Here is a 20,937-nt window from a genome sequence, read left to right on the forward strand (position 1 = left end):
AACAGGCCGGTCCCGCCCGAAGGCGGAACCGGCCTGCACCACTTCCCCGTGGCCGTTACTTCACCGGCTCGGGCTCCGGCTCGTCCACCGACTCGGCGTCGCCCGCCGGGTCGACCGGCGTCTTCACGGAGTCGAGCAGCAGCTGCGCGACATCCACGACCTGGAGGGACTCCTTGGCCTGGCCGTCGTTCTTCTTGCCGTTCACGGAGTCCGTGAGCATGACGAGGCAGAACGGGCAGGCGGTGGAGACGATGTCGGGGTTGAGCGACAGCGCCTCGTCGACCCGCTCGGTGTTGATGCGCTTGCCGATGCGCTCCTCCATCCACATGCGCGCACCACCGGCGCCACAGCAGAAGCCGCGCTCCTTGTGGCGGTGCATCTCCTGCTGACGCAGGCCGGGGACGGACGACATGATCTCGCGCGGGGGCGTGTAGACCTTGTTGTGGCGGCCCAGGTAGCACGGGTCGTGGTACGTGATCAGACCCTCGACCGGTGTCACCGGGATCAGCTTGCCCTCGTCGATGAGGTGCTGGAGCAGCTGCGTGTGGTGGATGACCTCGTAGTCACCGCCGAGCTGCGGATACTCGTTGGCGATGGTGTTGAAGCAGTGCGGGCAGGTCGAGACGATCTTCTTGGCCGTCTTCGGCTTGCGCGACTCCTCGGTCACCTTGCCGTCGTCGTCGAACTCCTCGCCGAACGCCGCGTTCAGCGTCATGACGTTCTCCTGGCCGAGCTGCTGGAACAGCGGCTCGTTGCCCAGGCGCCGCGCCGAGTCACCGGTGCACTTCTCGTCGCCGCCCATGATGGCGAACTTGACGCCCGCGATGTGGAGCAGCTCCGCGAAGGCCTTCGTGGTCTTCTTCGCGCGGTCCTCCAGGGCGCCGGCGCAGCCGACCCAGTAGAGGTACTCGACCTCGGTGAGGTCCTCCACGTCCTTGCCGACGACCGGCACCTCGAAGTCGACTTCCTTCGTCCACTCCAGGCGCTGCTTCTTGGCGAGGCCCCAGGGGTTGCCCTTCTTCTCCAGGTTCTTGAGCATCGTGCCCGCCTCGGACGGGAACGCGGACTCGATCATTACCTGGTAGCGGCGCATGTCGACGATGTGGTCGATGTGCTCGATGTCGACCGGGCACTGCTCGACGCAGGCGCCGCAGGTGGTGCAGGACCACAGGACGTCCGGGTCGATGACGCCGTTCTCTTCGTGGGTGCCGATGAGGGGGCGCTCGGCCTCCGCGAGGGCGGCGGCGGGCACGTCCTTCAGCTGCTCCTCGGTCGCCTTCTCCTCGCCCTCCATCGTCTTGCCGCCGCCCGCGAGCAGGTACGGGGCCTTGGCGTGCGCGTGGTCGCGCAGCGACATGATGAGGAGCTTGGGGGAGAGCGGCTTGCCGGTGTTCCAGGCGGGGCACTGCGACTGGCAGCGGCCGCACTCGGTGCAGGTGGAGAAGTCGAGGATGCCCTTCCAGCTGAACTGCTCGACCTGGGAGACACCGAAGACGGCGTCCTCGGCCGGGTCCTCCCAGTCGATCGGCTTGCCGCCGGACGTCATGGGCTGCAGCTCGCCGAGCGTCGTGGCGCCGTTCGCCTCGCGCTTGAACCAGATGTTCGGGAAGGCGAGGAAGCGGTGCCAGGCCACACCCATGTTGGTGTTCAGGGAGACGACGATCATCCAGATGAAGGACGTCGCGATCTTCAGCCCGGCGAAGAAGTACGTGAGGTTCTGGAGGGTGGAGAGGTCCATCCCCGCGAACCACTGGACCACCGGGTACGAGATGAAGAACGACGCCTCGTAGCTGTCGACGTGGTGCTGGGCGCCCTCCAGGGCGTGCAGCGTGAAGATGCAGACGCCGACGATGAGGATGACGGACTCGACGAAGTACGCCTGGCCGGTCTTGGAGCCCGCGAAGCGGGACTTGCGGCCCGGCTTGCCGGGCTTGTTCAGCTGCCGGATGACGATCAGCGTGAGGATGCCGAGCACGGTCATCGTGCCGATGAACTCGACGAAGACGTTGTACGGCGCCCAGTCACCGATGATCGGCAGGATCCAGTCGGCCTGGAAGAGCTGGCCGAAGGCGTTGACGATCGTCAGCAGCAGCGAGAAGAAGCCCACCGCCACGAACCAGTGCGCGAAGCCGACGATGCCCCACCGGTTCATACGCGTGTGGCCGAGGAACTCCTTGACCACGGTGAGGGTGCGCTGGACCGGGTTGTCGGTCCTGAGGCCGGCGGGCACGGGCTGACCGAGTCGTACGAACTTGTAGATCTGCACGATGGCACGGCCGAACAGCGCGACGCCGACCGCGATTAGGACCAGCGACACGATGATCGCGGCGAGTTGCATTTGGGGGCTCCTCGGGCCTGCGAGGCGAACTATTACTAAGCGGTAACTTATGCAGTCCGTCTGAGACTACCCACTTACTCCGCCGCACTGTAGCCAGCAACCCGGTGATCTGCGTCGCTCAGGCAACCCTGAGCGAGTGACGTCGCCGGGTACTCATAGGGGCGCGGGGAACTGCGCGACCAGCCACGACGTGCCCGCAGTCAAGGCGCCACCCCCGGGAGGGGCCTCTACCTGCGCGTAAGTGCAGGATAAGAGTTGAGTGGCCCAGACTCACATCTGTTGACGCCAGCGCAGCGCTGATGCATGCTTGAGCCAGATCCACTCAAGAAGTACATCTGGAGGAACCGAAATGGCACGTGCGGTCGGCATCGACCTGGGCACGACTAACTCCGTCGTCAGCGTTCTCGAAGGCGGCGAGCCCACCGTCATCACCAACGCCGAAGGCGCCAGGACCACGCCGTCCGTCGTCGCCTTCGCGAAGAACGGCGAGGTGCTGGTCGGCGAGGTCGCCAAGCGCCAGGCGGTCACGAACGTCGACAGGACCATCCGGTCGGTCAAGCGCCACATGGGCACCGACTGGAAGGTGGACATCGACGACAAGGGGTTCAACCCCCAGCAGATCTCCGCGTTCATCCTGCAGAAGCTGAAGCGCGACGCCGAGTCGTACCTGGGCGAGAAGGTGGCCGACGCGGTCATCACCGTCCCGGCGTACTTCAACGACTCCGAGCGCCAGGCCACCAAGGAGGCCGGCGAGATCGCGGGCCTGAACGTCCTGCGCATCGTCAACGAGCCCACCGCCGCCGCCCTTGCCTACGGCCTCGACAAGGACGACCAGACCATCCTGGTCTTCGACCTCGGTGGCGGCACCTTCGACGTCTCGCTCCTCGAGATCGGCGACGGCGTCGTCGAGGTGAAGGCCACGAACGGCGACAACCACCTCGGTGGTGACGACTGGGACCAGCGCGTCGTCGACTACCTGGTCAAGCAGTTCAACAACGGCCACGGCGTGGACCTCTCCAAGGACAAGATGGCGCTCCAGCGCCTGCGCGAGGCGGCCGAGAAGGCCAAGATCGAGCTGTCCTCCTCCACGGAGACCACGATCAACCTGCCCTACATCACGGCCTCCGCCGAGGGCCCGCTGCACCTGGACGAGAAGCTCACGCGCGCCCAGTTCCAGCAGCTCACGTCCGACCTCCTGGAGCGCTGCAAGACCCCGTTCCACAACGTCATCAAGGACGCGGGCATCCAGCTCTCCGAGATCGACCACGTCGTTCTCGTCGGTGGCTCCACCCGCATGCCCGCCGTCGCCGAGCTCGTCAAGGAGCTCACCGGCGGCAAGGACGCCAACAAGGGTGTGAACCCGGACGAGGTCGTCGCCATCGGCGCCTCGCTCCAGGCCGGTGTCCTCAAGGGTGAGGTCAAGGACGTCCTGCTCCTCGACGTGACCCCGCTGTCCCTCGGCATCGAGACCAAGGGCGGCATCATGACGAAGCTCATCGAGCGGAACACGACCATCCCGACCAAGCGGTCGGAGATCTTCACGACGGCCGAGGACAACCAGCCGTCCGTGCAGATCCAGGTCTACCAGGGCGAGCGCGAGATCGCGGCGTACAACAAGAAGCTCGGCATGTTCGAGCTCACGGGCCTGCCGCCGGCCCCGCGCGGCGTCCCGCAGATCGAGGTCTCCTTCGACATCGACGCCAACGGCATCATGCACGTGACCGCGAAGGACCTCGGCACGGGCAAGGAGCAGAAGATGACCGTCACCGGTGGCTCCTCGCTGCCGAAGGACGAGGTCAACCGCATGCGCGAAGAGGCCGAGAAGTACGCGGACGAGGACCACGCCCGCCGCGAGGCCGCCGAGTCGCGCAACCAGGGCGAGCAGCTCGTCTACCAGACCGAGAAGTTCCTCAAGGACAACGAGGAAAAGGTCCCCGGTGACGTGAAGACCGAGGTCGAGGAAGCCGTCAATGAGCTGAAGGAGAAGCTCAAGGGCGAGGACACGGCCGAGATCCGCACCGCCACCGAGAAGGTCGCCGCCGTCTCGCAGAAGCTGGGCCAGGCGATGTACGCCGACGCCCAGGGCGCGCAGGCCGCGGGCGGCCCCGAGGGCGCTGCCCCGGGTGCCGACCAGGCCAAGGAGGACGACGGAGTCGTCGACGCCGAGATCGTCGACGACGAGAAGGACCAGAAGGGCGGCGCCGCCTGATGACCGAGGAGACCCCGGGCTTCGGCGAGGACGCCGAGAAGCCTGACGTCCCCTCCGGCGCCACCCCTGATGACGCGGCGCCGAAGGCCGCCGAGCCCTCCACCGAGGAGGGCCCGGCGGCCCCGGCCGGGGACGCAGCAGCGAGCAAGACGTCCGCTCAGGACGTCGGCCTGACCGCCCAGCTGGACCAGGTCCGCACCGCGCTCAACGAGCGCACCGGCGACCTCCAGCGGCTGCAGGCCGAGTATCAGAACTACCGCCGTCGGGTGGAGCGGGACAAGGTGACGGTGAAGGAGATCGCCTCGGCGAACCTCCTCTCCGAGCTCCTCCCCACCCTCGACGACATCGGCCGCGCCCGTGAGCACGGCGAACTGGTCGGCGGCTTCAAGTCGGTGGCCGAGTCTCTCGAGACCGTCGTCGCCAAGCTGGGCCTGCAGCAGTTCGGCAAGGAGGGCGAGCCCTTCGACCCGACGATCCACGAAGCCCTGATGCACAGCTACGCACCGGACGTCACCGAGACGACCTGCGTCGCGATCCTGCAGCCGGGGTACCGGATCGGTGAGCGCACCATCCGCCCCGCGCGGGTGGCGGTCGCCGAGCCGCAGCCCGGCGCGCAGACGGTCAAGGGCGAGGAATCCGATGGCTCCGCGGCCTCCGCCGACTCCGCATCCGCGGAGAAGTCGGACGAGAAGGAGACCGGTGGCCCGGACGAGGGCTGACGGCAGCGACATGAGTGAGGAGGGACGTCGGGGATGAGCACCAAGGACTTCATCGAGAAGGACTACTACAAGGTCCTCGGCGTCCCCAAGGACGCCACCGAAGCCGAGATCAAGAAGGCGTACCGGAAGCTCGCCCGCGAGAACCACCCGGACGCCAACAAGGGCAACACCAAGGCGGAGGAGCGCTTCAAGGAGATCTCCGAGGCGAACGACATCCTCGGGGACCCCAAGAAGCGCAAGGAGTACGACGAAGCGCGTGCCCTCTTCGGAAACGGTGGGTTCCGGCAGGGCCCCGGAGCCGGCGGCGGCTCGTTCAACTTCGACCTGGGCGACCTCTTCGGAGGTGGCGGCCCGGGTGGCGGTGGAGCGGCCGGCGGCTTCGGCGGCGGTCTCGGTGACGTCTTCGGGGGCCTGTTCAACCGCGGCGGCGCGGGTGCCGGAGCCGGCACGCGTACGCAGCCGAGGCGCGGCCAGGACATCGAGTCCGAGGTCACGCTCAGCTTCACGGAGGCGGTGGACGGTGCGACCGTGCCGCTCCGCATGTCCTCCCAGGCCGCCTGCAAGGCGTGTTCCGGCACCGGCGACAAGAACGGCACACCGCGCGTGTGCCCGACCTGCGTCGGCACGGGCCAGGTCTCGCGGGGCGGCGGCGGAGGGTTCTCCCTCACCGACCCGTGCGTGGACTGCAAGGGCCGCGGGCTGATCGCCCAGGACCCCTGCGAGGTCTGCGGCGGCAGCGGCCGCGCCAAGTCGTCGCGCACCATGCAGGTGCGCATCCCGGCCGGTGTCTCGGACGGGCAGCGCATCCGCCTGCGCGGCAAGGGCGCGCCCGGCGAGCGGGGCGGTCCGGCGGGCGACCTGTATGTGGTCGTGCACGTCGACAGTCACCCCGTCTTCGGCCGCAAGGGCGACAACCTCACGGTCACGGTTCCGGTGACGTACCCGGAGGCGACGCTGGGCGGCGAGGTGAAGGTGCCCACCCTGGGTGGGCCGCCCGTCACCCTGAAGCTCCCCGCCGGCACGCCGAACGGTCGTACGATGCGGGCCCGCGGAAAGGGCGCGGTCCGCAAGGACGGCACCCGGGGCGACCTGCTGGTGACGGTGGAGGTGTCGGTCCCGACATCCCTGTCGGACTCGGCGAAGGAAGCCCTGGAGTCCTACCGCAAGGCGACTGCGGGCGACGACCCGCGGGCAGAACTGTTCCAGGCCGCGAAGGGAGCGTGACCCCATGGATAGGGTCGGCCGTCGTCATAATCCGTACCAACTCACCGACGAGACACCCGTGTACGTCATCTCGGTGGCCGCCCAGCTGAGCGGTCTGCACCCGCAGACCCTGCGGCAGTACGACCGCCTGGGTCTGGTCTCCCCGGACCGTACGGCGGGCCGCGGCCGACGCTATTCCGCCCGCGACATCGAGCTGCTCCGTACGGTGCAGCAGCTGTCGCAGGAAGAGGGCATCAACCTCGCGGGCATCAAGCGCATCATCGAGCTGGAGAACCAGGTCGCGGCGCTCCAGTCGCGGGTCGCGGAGCTCTCCGCGGCCGTGGACGGCGCCGCGGCGGCGATGCAGCAGCGCGAAGCGGCGGTGCACGCCTCGTACCGCCGTGACCTGGTCCCGTACCAGGACGTGCAGCAGGCGAGCGCGCTGGTGGTGTGGCGCCCGAAACGGACAACGGAACAGTAGCCCTCACGGCCTTCCTATGGCCTGAGGACGTCTGAGTACCCTGAAGCGGGGCCGGGAGGTGGTGACCTCCCGGCCCCGCTTCGCTGTGTACGGGTACGGGGAGTTGAGCTGACGATGGCCATGGTGGGCCTGTTCTGGATCGCCGAGGGCGATGTGTACGTGGGGGCGAAGCCGGCCGGGCTCGCGCCCGGGGTGCGGCTGACGCCGGAGGGCGTACTGGCCCTCGGCGACCGGCAGACCGGCATGTGGCCGTGGGAGGACGTGCGCGCGCTGACCGTCGACGACGTCCCCGTGAAGTCCCTGAAGCGGCACGTGGGCGCGGTGGTCGACCTGGCGCTCACGGTCGGCCTCGGCGGCAGCGACGAGGCCCCGACGATGACGGTACGTGTCACTGACGCGGAGGGCGAGGAGACGGAGCTGACGGCGTACACGGCGGCGGCGGTCGGCTACTCCCGCACGGAGTACGACCTCTCCCGCGACCTCCTGACCCACCTCACCGAAGGCGCGGGCACCCTCCTCACCACCCTGACGGCGATGTCCGACTGGGGCCGCCGCCATGAGGGCGGGTCGCCGCGGGCGGCGGAGCGGGTGGAGCTGTTGCGGGAGTGGGCCAGCCCCTTGTCGTGACGTGAGAGCGCCCCGGTCGGCTACGGGGGAGCAGCTGGCCGGGGCGCTCGGGGGAAGCGGGAGAGGGCCGATCAGATGCCCCCACCGCTGTCCTCAGCTTGCCGGGCGGGGAGGGGCGGCGGTAGCGCCATCTTGTTGCGGTGCAGCGACCTGAGGAGGGAACAAGAGGCGCGAAGCCCCTGTACCGGGATGAGTCACCCCCGTTCGAGGATCCCTGACCGCGCGATCAGGAACCCGAGCTGGGCGCGGCTGTTGCTGCCGAGAGTGGCAGCCAGCTTGGCGATGTGAACGCGGGCGGTCCGGACGTTCATCCCCAGCCGGTCGGCGATCTCGGCGTCGGTGAGGCCTTCGACGAGGAGGCCGGCGATGGCGTGCTGGCGGGCGGTGATGCCGTTCTCGGACGGCTGGGGAGCCGCTTGCGGCCACATGGGGGTGGCCATGCGCCACAGCCGCCAGAAGGTGGTGGCGAAGTACTCGACGAGGGCGGGGTGGCGGAGTTCGAGGGCGACGCTGCGGTCCTTGCTGGCCGGGATGAAGGCGACGGTCCTGTCGAAGACGAAGAGCCGGTCGGTGACCTCGTCGAGCGTGCGTGCCTCGGTGTCGCCGTCGAGCTGTTCGAAGTAGGCGAGCACGGGCAGAGAATGGCGCGTTGTGTGCTGGTAGAGGGTCCGCATCCGGCATCCCCGGGTGAGGATCGCCTGGTCCCGCGGGAAGACTTCGGCCAAGGTCTCGGGGGGCCGCATACCACCGGGCTGGACGGCGAGGAACTCCTCGGTGACCTCGTTCATGGCCCGGTCGATGGCCGAGTTGATGCGGTCGAGCCCGTCGAGCACGGTGACGGTGGTGCTGGTGGGGTGCAGCCACTGCAGGTCGTCGAGGCCGGGCTGCAGGAGGCCGAGACGGACGAGGCACGGGGCCGGTTCGGCGGCACTGCGACGGATCCGGCCTTCACGCAGGGCACGGGCGTAGACGGACAGCCCCGCTTCGCAGATTTCCTCGAGCGGGTGCGGTAAGTGCTTCGTGGCCATGCGAGCCCCCTCCTGCCTGGTTGAAGCGTCGCGATTCTATGCAGGCGGGGCGAACAGGGGCCGGATGCCGTAGTTGAAGTGTCTGCTTCTGGACGGCTGTTTCCGGGTGTCCGGTTCTGGGCGTGCGGCATTGCTGACACCGGTGTCACCGACGTCACCGATCCTGCTGGAGGATCCCTGACTGCCCGATGAGATACCCGAGCTGTGCGCGGCTGTTGCTGCCGAGGGTGGCGGCGAGTTTGGCGATGTGGACGCGGGCGGTACGGATGTTCATGCCTAGGCGGGTGGCTATTTCGGCGTCGGTGAGGCCTTCTATGAGGAGGCCGGCGATGGCGTGCTGGCGGGTGGTGATGCCGTTCTCAGCGGGTTGGGGGGCGGTCTGGGGCCACATGGGGGTGGCCAGGCGCCACAGCCGCCAGAAGGTGGTGGCGAAGTAGTCGACGAGGGCGGGGTGGCGGAGCTCCAGGGCCAGGGTGCGGTCTTTGCTGGCCGGGATGAACGCCACGGTCCGGTCGAAGACGAAGAGCCGCTCGGTGACCTCGTCGAGGGTGCGCGCCTCGACGTCGCCGACGAGTTGTTCGTAGTGGGCGAGCACGGGGAGCGCGTGACGCGTCGTGTGCTGGTAAAGCGTCCGCATACGGGCGCCGCGGGACAGGATCCCCTGTTCGCGCGGACGAGTTCGCTCGAGGGATTCGGGGGGACGAACTCCGCCGGGCTGGACGATGAGTACTTCCTGGGTGGCGTCGCTGATGGCCCGATCCAATGCCGCGTCGATGCGTGACATTCCCTTGAGGGCGGTGATGGCGGGGGTCGTGCTGCCGGCCATGGGTGGAGCGTCGAGCTTGAGTAACGACTCGAACAACGTGGTGAGTTTGTCTTCGCGGTGGCGGTGGAGGGCCACCTGGTCCTCGATGGTGCGGAGGAGACGGGGCAGGGCGACGGCCGGTGCGGTGGGATGCAGCCACCGCATGTCATCGAGGGCCGGGTGGAGGAGGCCGAAGTCGACGAGACAAGGGGCCTGCGCGGCGACCTCATCGGGTACGCGCCCCTCACGCAAGGCGCGGGTGTAGACGCTGAGCCCTGCCTCACACAGCTCTTCGACGGGGTGCGGTACGTGGTTCGCGGCCATGTGTGCTCCCTACTGCTGGTTGAAGCGTCGCGATTCTATGCAGGGAGCTGCGACAGCGGCACGCATGGGCGGGAAGTGTCTGGGCGGCCGTGGAATGCGCTGGTCACTTCACACGGTCCTGGTCGAGGATCCCTGACTGCCCGATGAGATACCCGAGCTGTGCGCGGCTGTTGCTGCCGAGGGTGGCGGCGAGTTTGGCGATGTGGACGCGGGCGGTACGGATGTTCATGCCTAGGCGGGTGGCTATTTCGGCGTCGGTGAGGCCTTCTATGAGGAGGCCGGCGATGGCGTGCTGCCGAGCGGTGATGCCCTTGCCCGACGGGAGGGGCTCGGTTCGCGGGTGCATGGGGGCGGCCAGGGCCCAAAGGCGCTCGAATGCGGTGATCAGGTGGCTGACAACAGCGGGATGACGCACTTCCAACGCCGCGCTGCCGTCCGCGCCCGCCGGGATGAAGGCCAGGGCCCTGTCCAGGATGAACAGCCGTTGGGGCAGTTCGTCGAGTGTGCGGACTTCCGTGTCACCGACGAGCTTCTCGTAGTGGAGCAGAGTGGGCAGCGAGTGCCGGGTGGTGTGCTGGTAAAGCGTCCGCATCCGGACGCCACGGGAAAGAATGCTTTGGGTTCTCGGCAGCGCCTTGTCCAGTAGGTCGGGAGGGCGGGTGCCGCCCGGCTGGATGATGAGCAACTCATCGAGGACGCGGTCCAGCGCCTGATTGAGGACTTCGCGGATGTACGGCTTTCCCACCAGCTTCTTGATGGTTGGGGTCCCTGCGGGAGGGGCCGACTTGGCGGCGACCTTCATGAGCGGCCGGAAACGGGAGGCCAACTCGGCGCCGTGCCGCCGCTCCCGAGCGATGTTCTCCTGGATGGTGTGGAGGAGCTGGGGCAGGGCGATGGCAGGAGGCGTCGGCAGCAGCCACTGGGTGTCGTCGAGCTCAGGGGACAGCAGGCCGTGGTCTACCAGGCAAGGAGCCTGTTCGGCGTCCTGGGCCGGCACGCGTCCGTCGCTCAGGGCGCGGGAGTACAGGGCTGATCCCGCCGCGCACAGTTCTTCCGGGCCATGAGGGGGGCGGCACCCGACGGTCACTTCGGGCTGTCTTGGTTGAGGATTCCGGACTGGGCTATCAGGTAGCCGAGTTGGGCGCGGCTGCCGCTGCCGAGGGCGGCGGCGATCTTGGCTATGTGGGCGCGGCAGGTGCGGACGTTCATGCCGAGGCGGCGGGCGATCGCCTCGTCGACGTGGCCCTCGATGAGGAGTTTGGCGATGGCTCGCTGGACGCCGGTGATCCCGCCGTGCGCCGGGCTGTACGGGGCTTCCTCGCTCAGCGGGGTCGCCTGTTGCCAGAATTGCTCGAACACCGAGGCGAGGTACTCGACCAGTCCGGGATGGCGGAGTTCCAACGCCACTTGCCGGTCGCGGCGCGCGGGTATGACGGCGATCGATCTGTCGAAGATGATCATGCGCTCGATGAGCTCTTCCAGGGTGCGTACCTGTATCTGGCGGGGGTCGAGCTGTTCCAAGTAGGCGAAGACACCGGGGCCGTGGCGCACGGTGTGCTGGTAAAGGGTGCGCATGCGAACGCCGCGGTCGAGTGGTTCGCGTACTCGTGCCAGTGACTGGGAAAGCATGTCGCCGCCCCGGACGCCGCCCGGCTGGATGGTCAGAATCTCGTCGGTGCAGGCGGCCGTGGCCGCGTCCAGGGTGGCGTTGATGCTCTGGAGGCCCTCCAGGACGGTGATCGCGTGGGTGGCCACCGACGGCTGAGCGCTGATGTTCATGAACGGCTCAAACGCGTCCGTCAGCTCAACGGTGAGCTTTCTCCGGTCCCTGATCTCCCGCTCGATGGGGTGGAGACGCTGCGCGAGAATGGCGGACGGGGGAACGGGGCGAAGCCAATTCGCGTCATCCGGGTCGGTGTGCAACAGAGCGAATTCCACCAAGCATGGAGCGGATTCGATCTCGTCACGTGCGATGCGGCCCGTGCTGAGGGCGCTGGCGTACAACCTGGCTCCGTCATCGCACAGGGCGGTGATGGGGTGGGGATGTGTCGGTTTTGTGCCATTCATAAGCAATTATCCACCCCCCAGGGTCCTGTACGTACAGGAACATGATGCACCGACCCTGTGGCCTCGACGTGCTGGTTTGAGACATCGTCTTTGGAGCCGGGGGAGAGGAACCTATCGAGTGAGGACGAAGCTGACGATGTTCATGAAAATGCTTCGCTCGGCGCTGGTCGTTGCCTTCGGCGCTGCGGCGTTCGCTGTCGCAACGGCAGAAGATGTCTCATGGGGGTCCCCGGGGAGCCGGGCAGGGCAGGACGTCTCCGCAGCGGTCACGGCGGCCGATGTGTCCTGGAACTCCCAGCAGGCTACTGGGGTTGAGGCGTCATGAGTACTCCCCCCGACGACCGTACCTTCCGCCGAGAAATGGCCACCGCCTATCGCTCCGGGTGGCACTTCATCGATCTGGTGACCGCGATCCCCCACCGCGGTGACTCGTTGATGGTGACGCTGCTGGGTGAGCCGATCGTCGTCACGCGTGACGACGAGGAGGAGATCCGGGCCTACCGGTGCCTCCGGCGGCCCCGCGGGGCTCCGCAGCCCGTGCGGTGTGCCATCCGGTACGGGATGGTGTTCGTCAATCTCGACCGGCGCGACCACCAGATGGTCGGGCAGCAGGAGCAGCAGGACCCGGACGTCATGGGCGTCTCGGACAACATCACAGCCACCCCCCGCAGTGCCTGACGCGATTCCCCCGTCGTTGTAAATCGCGCAGGCGCTTCCCCCAGCAGCGGCGCCACCGTGGACCTGAACACGGTGGCGCCGCTGTGGTGTGCGGCAGAGGGGGAGCGCAGGGTGTTATGCCTTGCCCAGTGCTCGGGTCACCGTGATTTCGATCAGGACCCTGTCCGGGTTCGGGGACGGGCGGCGTTCGTAGCGTTCCTCGTAGCGGTCCTCCGCTTCCGTTATCGCCGCCTGTTCCGTACGGATGGCCGCATGGCCCTCCAAAGTCGCCCAGCGCCGGCCCGCGAACTGGCAGACCGCCACCCGTGCCCCGGGTCCCTCCACGCCCGTCGCCGCCAGGATGTGCGCGACCTTCCGGCTCGTCTTGCGGGCCAGGACCCGGGCGACCCCCGCCTCCGGGTCGTACGTCACCCCGACCGGCACCACGTGCGGAGTGCCGTCCGGGCGCAGCGTCGTCAGGGTGCAGAGGTGCCGTTCGCGCCAGAAGCTGAGGTAGGGCTCGGGCGGGTCGGACGGGTCGATGCGCGGGTTCGGGGCCATGACCAGGGAACATAGCCGCCCGGACTTCCCGGTCCCTCCTTGAGTGGAATAGACTCAAGTTTGTGTAGGTTGAGTAAGTCAGTGTGGGTGGGGGACCCGTTCGTGGAAGCCCCCGTCGTAGGACCCCGTAAGGAGGAGAAGCGCACGTGGACGCCGAGCTGACCAACAGGAGCCGGGACGCGATCAACGCGGCCAGCAGCCGCGCGGTCAAGGACGGTCACCCCGACCTGACCCCCGCGCACCTGCTGCTCGCGCTGCTGGAGGGCGAGGACAACGAGAACATCGTCGATCTGCTCGCCGCGGTCGACGCCGACCAGGCCGCCGTGCGCGCCGACACCGAGCGCGTCCTCGCCGGCCTGCCCAGCGTGACCGGGTCCACCGTCGCGCCGCCCCAGCCCGACCGTGAGCTGCTGGCCGTCGTCTCGGACGCCGGACAGCGCGCGAAGGAGCTCGGGGACGACTATCTGTCCACCGAGCACCTGCTCATCGGCATCGCGGCCAAGGGCGGCAAGGCCGGGGACGTACTCACTCGGCACGGGGCCGGCAGCAAGAAGCTGCTGGACGCTTTCGAGAAGACAAGGGGAGGGCGCCGGGTGACCACACCCGACCCCGAGGGTCAGTACAAGGCACTGGAGAAGTTCGGCACCGACTTCACCGCGGCGGCCCGCGAAGGACGGCTCGACCCGGTCATCGGGCGGGACCAGGAGATCCGGCGCGTCGTGCAGGTCCTTTCGCGGCGTACGAAGAACAATCCCGTCCTCATCGGTGAGCCCGGTGTCGGCAAGACCGCCGTCGTGGAAGGGCTCGCCCAGCGCATCGTGAAGGGCGACGTCCCCGAGTCGCTGAAGAACAAGCGGCTCGTCTCCCTGGACCTCGGCGCCATGGTCGCCGGCGCGAAGTACCGCGGTGAGTTCGAGGAGCGGCTCAAGACCGTCCTCTCCGAGATCAAGGAGAGCGACGGGCAGATCATCACCTTCATCGACGAGCTGCACACCGTCGTGGGCGCGGGCGCCGGCGGCGACTCCGCCATGGACGCGGGCAACATGCTCAAGCCCATGCTCGCCCGCGGTGAGCTGCGCATGGTGGGTGCGACGACGCTCGACGAGTACCGCGAGCGGATCGAGAAGGACCCCGCGCTGGAGCGCCGCTTCCAGCAGGTCCTCGTCGCCGAGCCGAGCGTCGAGGACTCCATCGCGATCCTGCGCGGGCTCAAGGGGCGGTACGAGGCGCACCACAAGGTGCAGATCGCCGACAGCGCCCTGGTGGCCGCGGCCACGCTCTCCGACCGGTACATCACCTCCCGCTTCCTGCCCGACAAGGCCATCGACCTCGTCGACGAGGCGGCGTCCCGGCTCCGGATGGAGATCGACTCCTCGCCCGTCGAGATCGACGAGCTCCAGCGCGCCGTCGACCGGCTGAAGATGGAGGAGCTGGCGCTCAGCAAGGAGACCGACCCGGCGAGCAAGCAGCGCCTGGAGAAGCTGCGGCGCGACCTCGCCGACAAGGAGGAGGAGCTGCGCGGCCTCACCGCCCGCTGGGAGAAGGAGAAGCAGTCCCTCAACCGCGTCGGTGAGCTGAAGGAGAAGCTCGACGAACTGCGCGGGCAGGCCGAGCGCGCTCAGCGCGACGGCGACTTCGACACCGCGAGCAAGCTGCTCTACGGAGAGATCCCCGCCCTGGAGCGCGACCTCGAAGCGGCCTCCGAGGCCGAGGAGGAGGCCGCCGCCCAGTCCGCCGCGCAGTCCAAGGACACCATGGTGAAGGAGGAGGTCGGTCCCGACGACATCGCCGATGTGGTCGGCGCCTGGACCGGTATCCCCGCCGGGCGGCTTCTTGAGGGCGAGACGCAGAAGCTGCTGCGCATGGAGGACGAGCTCGGCAAGCGGCTCATCGGGCAGGGCGAGGCCGTGCGCGCGGTGTCGGACGCGGTACGGCGTACGCGTGCCGGGATCGCCGACCCGGACCGGCCCACCGGGTCGTTCCTCTTCCTCGGTCCGACCGGTGTCGGCAAGACCGAGCTCGCCAAGGCCCTCGCGGACTTCCTCTTCGACGACGAGCGGGCCATGGTCCGCATCGACATGAGTGAGTACGGCGAGAAGCACAGCGTCGCCCGGCTGGTGGGCGCGCCTCCCGGGTACGTGGGGTACGAGGAGGGCGGCCAGCTCACCGAGGCGGTGCGCCGCCGCCCGTACAGCGTCGTCCTCCTCGACGAGGTCGAGAAGGCGCACCCTGAGGTCTTCGACGTCCTGCTCCAGGTGCTCGACGACGGACGGCTCACCGACGGGCAGGGGCGGACGGTCGACTTCCGCAACACGATTCTGGTCCTCACGTCGAACCTCGGCAGTCAGTACCTGGTGGAGCCGCTGACGAGCGAGGAGGAGAAGAAGCAGCAGGTTCTGGAGGTGGTGCGGGCCTCGTTCAAGCCGGAGTTCCTCAACCGGCTCGACGACCTCGTCGTCTTCTCGGCGCTCAGCAAGGACGAGCTCGCGCACATCGCCGGGCTGCAGATCGACCGCCTCGCCAAGCGGCTCGCCGACCGGCAGCTCACGCTGGAGGTCACGTCCGAGGCGCTGGCCTGGCTGGCGGACGAGGGCAACGATCCGGCGTACGGGGCGCGGCCCCTGCGGCGCCTCATCCAGACCTCCATCGGCGATCGGCTCGCCAAGGAGATCCTTGCGGGGGAGGTCAAGGACGGGGACGTGGTCCGCGTCGACCGCTTCGAGGACGGCCTGATCGTGGGCCCCGCGACAAGCTCTCCTACGGGGAAGTCTCTGTAGCGGCTTCTCGTCTGCCCCGCTCGGTTGACCGCCGGGTGCGCTCCGCGCCCCGTCAGGGGCGCGGGGAACTGCGCGGCCAGCCACACGCTGTCCGCAGACGGCGAACGGCGGAAACACGGCAGACGAGAAGCCGGGCTTGCCCCGGGGGCCCCATCCTGGGAGAGGATGGGCCCATCCATACGAAGGGACACAGCACGTGAGCATCGACCCGTCCTCGATTCCGAATTTCGGGGGACAGCCCGACCCGCAGCAGGGCTCAGGACCGGCGGGCCCCGTCGTCCCCGACCAGGACCTGGTCAAGCAGCTCCTGGACCAGATGGAGCTCAAGCACGTCGTCGACGACGAGGGTGACCTCGCGGCGCCGTGGGAGGAGTTCCGTACGTACTTCATGTTCCGCGGCGAGGACGACCAGCAGGTCTTCTCGGTGCGGACGTTCTACGACCGGCCGCACCAGATCGAGGAGAAGCAGCAGCTTCTCGAGTCGATCGACGACTGGAACCGCCGCACGCTGTGGCCGAAGGTCTACAGCCACACGCACGACGACGGCACGGTCCGCCTCATCGGCGAGGCCCAGATGCTGATCGGCACCGGTGTCTCGCTGGAGCACTTCGTGTCGTCGACGGTCAGCTGGGTGCGCGCCGCGATCGAGTTCGACCGCTGGCTCGTGGAGCAGCTGGGCCTGGAGGCCGAGGTCGACTCCGCCGAGGGCGAGGAGAAGCCGGGCGACGAGCAGGCCTGAGGGCCCGTGAGGCCTGTTGAGCCGTAAGCGCGTGAGAGCCCGGCGGGGTGGAGTCCACCCCGCCGGGCTCTCGGCGTTCCGCAGCCTCGCGACCCGCAGGCTCAGCCCGCCAGTGACTTGAGGCGCGTCACCGCTTCCTCCAGGACGGCCGTCCGCTTGCAGAAGGCGAAGCGGACGAAGGGCGCGCCCGCCTCCCGGTGGTCGTAGAAGACCGCGTTCGGGATGGCGACGACGCCGGCCCGCTCCGGGAGCGAGCGGCAGAAGGCGAAGCCGTCGGTCGTGCCGAGCGGGGTGATGTCGGTCGTGATGAAGTACGTGCCGGCCGGGCGGTAGACGTCGAAGCCCGCCGCTGTGAGGCCCTCGCCGAGGAGGTCCCGCTTGGCCAGCATGTCCGCGCGGAAGTCGTCGAAGTAGGACGACGGGAGGGCGAGCGCCTCCGCGATGGCGTACTGGAAGGGGCCGGAGGAGACGTACGTGAGGAACTGCTTCGCCGAGCGGACCGCCGCGACCAGCTCCGGCGACGCGGTGATCCAGCCGACCTTCCAGCCCGTGAACGAGAACGTCTTGCCCGCGGAGCCGATGCTGACCGTGCGCTCGCGCATGCCGGGGAACGTGGCGAGCGGGAGGTGTTCGGCGTCGTCGAAGACGAGGTGTTCGTAGACCTCGTCGGTGACGACCAGGAGGTTGCGCTCGACCGCCAGTTTGGCGATCTCGGTGAGCTCGGCGCGGGTGAGGACGGTGCCGGTCGGGTTGTGCGGGGTGTTGAGGAGGATCAGCCGGGTGCGGTCGGTGACCGCGTCGCGCAGCTCGTCCAGGTCGAGGACGAAGCGGCCGTCGCGGGGGCGCAGGGTGACGGGGACGCGCGTGCCGCCGGCCAGGGCGATCGAGGCGGCGTACGAGTCGTAGTACGGCTCGAGCGCGATGACCTCGTCGCCCGGCTCGACGAGGGCGAGCAGTGACGCGGCGATCGCCTCGGTCGCGCCCGCCGTCACCAGGACCTCGCGGTCGGGGTCGTACGAGAGGGCGTAGCGGGCGAGCTGGTGCTCGGCGATCGCCGTGCGGAGCTCGGGGACGCCGGGCCCTGGCGGGTACTGGTTGCCGCGGCCGTCGCGCAGCGCCCGCACCGCGGCCTCCCGCACGGCCTCGGGGCCGTCCGTGTCGGGGAAGCCCTGGCCCAGGTTGATCGCGCCCGTCCGGACGGCGAGCGCGGACATCTCTGCGAAGATCGTCGTGCCGAACTCGGCGAGGCGGCGGTTGAGCAGCGGGCGCCCGGAGGGGCCGGGCTCGCGCCCGGAGGGGCCGGAGGAGGACTTCATGGCCGCCATCCTGCGCCGAACCTCTGGACTTCCTCAACTCTGCTTTGCGTCGGCTTGGACAAGGGCATCTCCCTGTCACGCGAGAAGCCGGCCCACGGGGACCTGCTTCGGGGGGAACGGAAGGAGCGTGAGGGCCATGTTCGTGGCTTTCGTCTTCGTTGCGGTACTGATCTTCGCCTTGGTCGCGGCGATCAACTACGGGGGGAGCGGCCGGCGCCGCACCCGTTCGCGCTGGACCTCGGGCACGGCGTCGAGCTCGGCGGGCGGCGGCAGCTGGTGGGCCGGGGGCGGCGGCGCCGGCGGGCACCACGACGGCGGCGGCTCTTCGTGCGGCGGCGGTTCGTCGTGCGGCGGAGGCAGCTCCTCCTGCGGGGGCGGCGGGGGTGGATGCGGCGGAGGCAGCTGACACGGGGCAGCTGGTCCACCGAATCCACGAAGCGCCCGGCGGGGCCCGCAATTCCCGCCGGGCGCTTCGGTGTTGCGGCGCGGAGTCGGGCTTCGGTTCCGCTTCGACACCACGTCAGGGCCGTGTTCTGTGATGGCTGTACTGAACAGTTGAACTGCGTAGCCCTCATGGGGATGGAAACCACACGTACTTGGGTAAAAACGCAGTGGCAGCGTCGCCGACCATGATTCCCTCTGAGACGTCAGCACCGCCCTCGGACGTCTGGTCCAGATTTCCTGGTTCAGGTTTCACAGACCGGGAACTGGATACCCGAAAGACGTTCTTGTGGGCACGAGCCGGCATTCCGACCTCCCGGAGTCCGATCCGGGGGCGCCGGCCCCACCTCCATTGAGTGTTAGCGGAGCCGACCCATGCTCACGACCCTGAAGACCGTCTATACCGACACGCGCGCCGAGGACCTGGCCTGGGCCCTGGGCCGCGAGCCATTGCCCGCGCTGGCCACCCTCGAATTGGAACTGGCCGACGCGAAAATGCAGTTGAGACTGCTCGGGGCCTCGCACCAGGTACTCATGGAGGACGAACAGGGCAGTTGTTCGGAGACCGTGGCCTGCATCCCCGGCAGCAGTACGCCCCTTCCGCTCGGCGTATCGAAACGCGTGGGTGAATGGGAGTACGAATTCGCGGCCCGCGTGGAAACGCTGTCGCGCGGTCAGTTCGCCGGTCGGGCACAGGAGTTGCTCGCACTTGTGGCCGAACACCCGCACGGATTGGCGGGTGTGTTCCCCGGCAGCCCGCACGCATTCACCGCACTGCTCGCACAGCGGCACGAAGGCTCACTGATGTGGCGTACGTGGCACGCGTATCCCCAGGAAGGCCAGCTCGTGGCGACACGGACGCGTGTGGGCGCGCGCATGCCGCTGACCGCGTCGCTCTGACCGGGCGCGCGGGAAGCGCGCGCGGGAAGGGCGGCCCGAGCGGGGCGGACAGGTCGGCCCGGGCGGCGGGCAGGGGGATTTGCACCCATGTGGGGGACCCGGCACGAGCCGATGGTGACGTAGCGTTCCAGGGTGCTCCAGTCGTCGGTGCGGTTGCCGGTCTCGCCCCGTACAGGACGGTTCCTCGTCCTCGTGGGCGTCTTCGTCTGCGCTGCCTGCGGCCTCGTGTACGAACTGGAACTCGTCGCCCTCGCCGCGTACTTGATCGGTGATTCCGTCACCCAGGCCTCCGTCGTGCTCTCCGTGATGGTCTTCGCCATGGGTATCGGATCGCTGCTCGCCAAGCGGCTGAGGCGCCGCGCCGCCGCCTGGTTCGGCCTCGTCGAGGCCGCGCTCGCGCTGGTCGGCGGGTGCAGCGCCATGGCGTTGTACGCGGCGTTCGCGTGGTCCGGCGACAAGGGCGAGGTGTGGGCGAGCGGGTCGCGCGGTCTGCTGGTCGCGTTCTCCCTCGCCATCGGCATCCTCATCGGCGCCGAGGTGCCGCTCTTGATGGTGCTCATCCAGCGCATCCGGCGGCAGGACGCGGGCGGCGCCGTCGCCGACCTCTTCGCCGCCGACTATGTGGGCGCCCTGGTCGGCGGGCTCGCCTTCCCCTTTCTGCTGCTGCCGATGTTCGGACAGCTGACGGGCGCCCTGTTCACCGGCGCGGTCAACGCCGTCGCGGGCGGCGCGCTCGTCCTCGGCCTGTTCCGGCAGGACCTGAGCGCGCGCGCCCGATGGGTGCTCCTCACCGCCAACGTGGTGGTGCTCTCCCTGCTCGCCTCCGCCGCCGTGCTCGTCGACGACTTCGAGCGGGCCGCCCGGCGCGCGGTGTACGGCGGGGACATCCGGGTCGCCGTGCAGACCGAGGTGCAGGAGGTCGTCCTCACCGGCGGCCGGCGCAGCTCCCTCGACCTCTTCCTCGACGGCCGCCTGCGCATCAGCGGACGCGACGAGCAGCGCTACCACCGGGGCCTCGTCGCACCCGCGATGCGCGGGCCGCACGCGCGCGTGCTCGTCCTCGGCGGCGGCGACGGCCTCGCCGCGCGCGAGATCCTGCGCCACCCGGACGTGCGCCGCGTCGACATCGTCGAGCTGGACGCCGGCGTCGTCGACCTCGCGCGGCACGACCCCGCCCTGAGCGAGCTCAACGGCCGGGCGTACCGCGACCCCCGGGTGCGGGTGGTGCACACCGACGCGTTCCGCTGGCTGCGCCAGACCCGCGCGAAGTACGACGTGGTCGTCTCCGACCTGCCGGACCCCGGCATCACGGCCAGCGCGAAGCTGTACTCCCAGGAGTTCTACGGCCTCGCCACCCGGGCCCTCACCGACGGCGGCAGGCTCGCCGTGCACGCGGGGCCGCTGACCGCGAGGCCGCGCTGCTTCTGGACGGTGGAGGCCTCGCTGCGCGCGGCGGGCCTGCGGACCGTGGCGTACCGCGTCGGCGGGCGGCTCTCGGGGTTCGCCGCCGGGCCCGACCGCACGGCGCAGGGGGCCGGGGCGCCCCGCGACTGGGGCTTCGTGCTCGCCTCGCGGACCAGGCCCGTGCTGCTCCGCGCGGCCCGGTCGGAGGTGGTGCGGGCCGGGGCGCGGGCGGCCGAGCCGACCCGGCAGCGGGGCCTGCCGCCCTCCACCCTGGTCCATCCGCGTTACGCGAACTGACGTACCCGGCGCGGCGAACTGTCGTACAAGTGGTGGCCGCGTGG

18 protein-coding genes are annotated in these 20,937 nt (G+C 69.1%); 11 read left to right on the top strand and 7 right to left on the bottom strand.

Annotation, left to right across the window (positions count from 1 at the left end; all coding sequences use genetic code 11):
• Positions 1–55 precede the first annotated feature (55 nt).
• A complete protein-coding gene (locus ACZ56E_RS31645; protein ID WP_471219403.1) occupies positions 56–2,338 on the bottom strand; it encodes a (Fe-S)-binding protein in 2,283 nt (760 codons plus the stop codon).
• Positions 2,339–2,687: 349 nt separating this feature from the next.
• Here ACZ56E_RS31645 and dnaK point away from each other — a divergent pair, with 349 nt between their 5' ends.
• From dnaK to ACZ56E_RS31670, 5 genes are all read left to right on the top strand, one after another.
• Positions 2,688–4,547: a molecular chaperone DnaK gene (dnaK, locus tag ACZ56E_RS31650; protein WP_404750971.1), complete on the top strand. Its 1,860-nt coding sequence runs from the start codon at positions 2,688–2,690 to the stop codon at positions 4,545–4,547.
• On the top strand, positions 4,547–5,266 hold the full coding sequence (gene grpE, locus ACZ56E_RS31655; protein WP_471219405.1) for a nucleotide exchange factor GrpE: 720 nt from the start codon (positions 4,547–4,549) through the stop codon (positions 5,264–5,266). The genes dnaK and grpE overlap by 1 nt, the downstream gene beginning before the upstream one ends.
• Positions 5,267–5,299: 33 nt before the next feature.
• On the top strand, positions 5,300–6,490 hold the full coding sequence (gene dnaJ / locus ACZ56E_RS31660; RefSeq protein WP_471219408.1) for a molecular chaperone DnaJ: 1,191 nt from the start codon (positions 5,300–5,302) through the stop codon (positions 6,488–6,490).
• Between the two features lie 4 nt (positions 6,491–6,494).
• Positions 6,495–6,950, top strand: a complete 456-nt coding sequence (locus ACZ56E_RS31665; protein WP_362988010.1) for a heat shock protein transcriptional repressor HspR — start codon at positions 6,495–6,497, stop codon at positions 6,948–6,950.
• A 114-nt stretch (positions 6,951–7,064) separates the two neighbouring features.
• Positions 7,065–7,577, top strand: a complete 513-nt coding sequence (locus ACZ56E_RS31670) for a hypothetical protein (RefSeq protein WP_471219410.1) — start codon at positions 7,065–7,067, stop codon at positions 7,575–7,577.
• Between the two features lie 194 nt (positions 7,578–7,771).
• On the opposite strand, the gene ACZ56E_RS31675 is transcribed toward ACZ56E_RS31670, so the two are convergent.
• The 4 genes from ACZ56E_RS31675 to ACZ56E_RS31690 form a co-directional block, all read right to left on the bottom strand.
• Positions 7,772–8,605, bottom strand: a complete 834-nt coding sequence (locus tag ACZ56E_RS31675; RefSeq protein ID WP_471219413.1) for a helix-turn-helix transcriptional regulator — start codon at positions 8,603–8,605, stop codon at positions 7,772–7,774.
• Between the two features lie 154 nt (positions 8,606–8,759).
• A complete protein-coding gene (locus ACZ56E_RS31680) occupies positions 8,760–9,734 on the bottom strand; it encodes a helix-turn-helix transcriptional regulator (RefSeq protein ID WP_471219416.1) in 975 nt (324 codons plus the stop codon).
• Positions 9,735–9,837: 103 nt separating this feature from the next.
• Complete coding sequence (locus tag ACZ56E_RS31685) at positions 9,838–10,821, bottom strand: helix-turn-helix transcriptional regulator (RefSeq protein ID WP_471219419.1); 984 nt, start codon at positions 10,819–10,821, stop codon at positions 9,838–9,840.
• The gene (locus ACZ56E_RS31690) at positions 10,818–11,513 is read right to left on the bottom strand and encodes a helix-turn-helix transcriptional regulator (protein WP_471219422.1); all 696 of its coding nucleotides are present in this window, start codon (positions 11,511–11,513) and stop codon (positions 10,818–10,820) included. The genes ACZ56E_RS31685 and ACZ56E_RS31690 overlap by 4 nt, the downstream gene beginning before the upstream one ends.
• 609 nt (positions 11,514–12,122) lie before the next feature.
• Here ACZ56E_RS31690 and ACZ56E_RS31695 point away from each other — a divergent pair.
• Entirely contained in the window at positions 12,123–12,479 is a 357-nt protein-coding gene (locus ACZ56E_RS31695) for a hypothetical protein (RefSeq protein ID WP_468607520.1), read from the top strand.
• A 114-nt stretch (positions 12,480–12,593) separates the two neighbouring features.
• Here ACZ56E_RS31695 and ACZ56E_RS31700 read toward each other — a convergent pair whose 3' ends face one another.
• Positions 12,594–13,019 carry a pyridoxamine 5'-phosphate oxidase family protein gene (locus tag ACZ56E_RS31700; RefSeq protein WP_471219425.1) on the bottom strand — a complete coding sequence of 142 codons (426 nt, stop codon included), beginning with the start codon at positions 13,017–13,019 and terminating at the stop codon, positions 12,594–12,596.
• Positions 13,020–13,165: 146 nt separating this feature from the next.
• Here ACZ56E_RS31700 and clpB point away from each other — a divergent pair, with 146 nt between their 5' ends.
• Both clpB and ACZ56E_RS31710 read left to right on the top strand, forming a co-directional pair.
• Positions 13,166–15,796, top strand: coding sequence for an ATP-dependent chaperone ClpB (clpB, locus tag ACZ56E_RS31705; protein WP_471219428.1), 2,631 nt, complete (start codon positions 13,166–13,168; stop codon positions 15,794–15,796).
• 196 nt (positions 15,797–15,992) lie between these two features.
• Positions 15,993–16,535 (top strand): YbjN domain-containing protein, encoded by a 543-nt coding sequence (locus tag ACZ56E_RS31710; protein WP_398302105.1) that lies wholly within the window; start codon positions 15,993–15,995, stop codon positions 16,533–16,535.
• A 101-nt stretch (positions 16,536–16,636) separates the two neighbouring features.
• Here the strand turns inward: ACZ56E_RS31710 and ACZ56E_RS31715 are convergent, their stop codons facing one another.
• Complete coding sequence (locus tag ACZ56E_RS31715) at positions 16,637–17,860, bottom strand: pyridoxal phosphate-dependent aminotransferase (protein ID WP_471219432.1); 1,224 nt, start codon at positions 17,858–17,860, stop codon at positions 16,637–16,639.
• A 127-nt stretch (positions 17,861–17,987) separates the two neighbouring features.
• On the opposite strand from ACZ56E_RS31715, the gene ACZ56E_RS31720 reads away from it, so the two are divergent.
• The 3 genes from ACZ56E_RS31720 to ACZ56E_RS31730 all read left to right on the top strand — a co-directional run bounded on the left by ACZ56E_RS31720 (position 17,988) and on the right by ACZ56E_RS31730 (position 20,893).
• A complete protein-coding gene (locus ACZ56E_RS31720; protein WP_471219434.1) occupies positions 17,988–18,257 on the top strand; it encodes a hypothetical protein in 270 nt (89 codons plus the stop codon).
• Positions 18,258–18,667: 410 nt separating this feature from the next.
• Positions 18,668–19,192, top strand: a complete 525-nt coding sequence (locus tag ACZ56E_RS31725; protein ID WP_471219437.1) for a DUF2617 family protein — start codon at positions 18,668–18,670, stop codon at positions 19,190–19,192.
• A 132-nt stretch (positions 19,193–19,324) separates the two neighbouring features.
• Positions 19,325–20,893, top strand: a complete 1,569-nt coding sequence (locus ACZ56E_RS31730; protein ID WP_471219439.1) for a polyamine aminopropyltransferase — start codon at positions 19,325–19,327, stop codon at positions 20,891–20,893.
• The last annotated feature ends 44 nt before the right edge of the window (positions 20,894–20,937 follow it).

Source organism: Streptomyces sp. NPDC039480 (assembly GCF_055597165.1).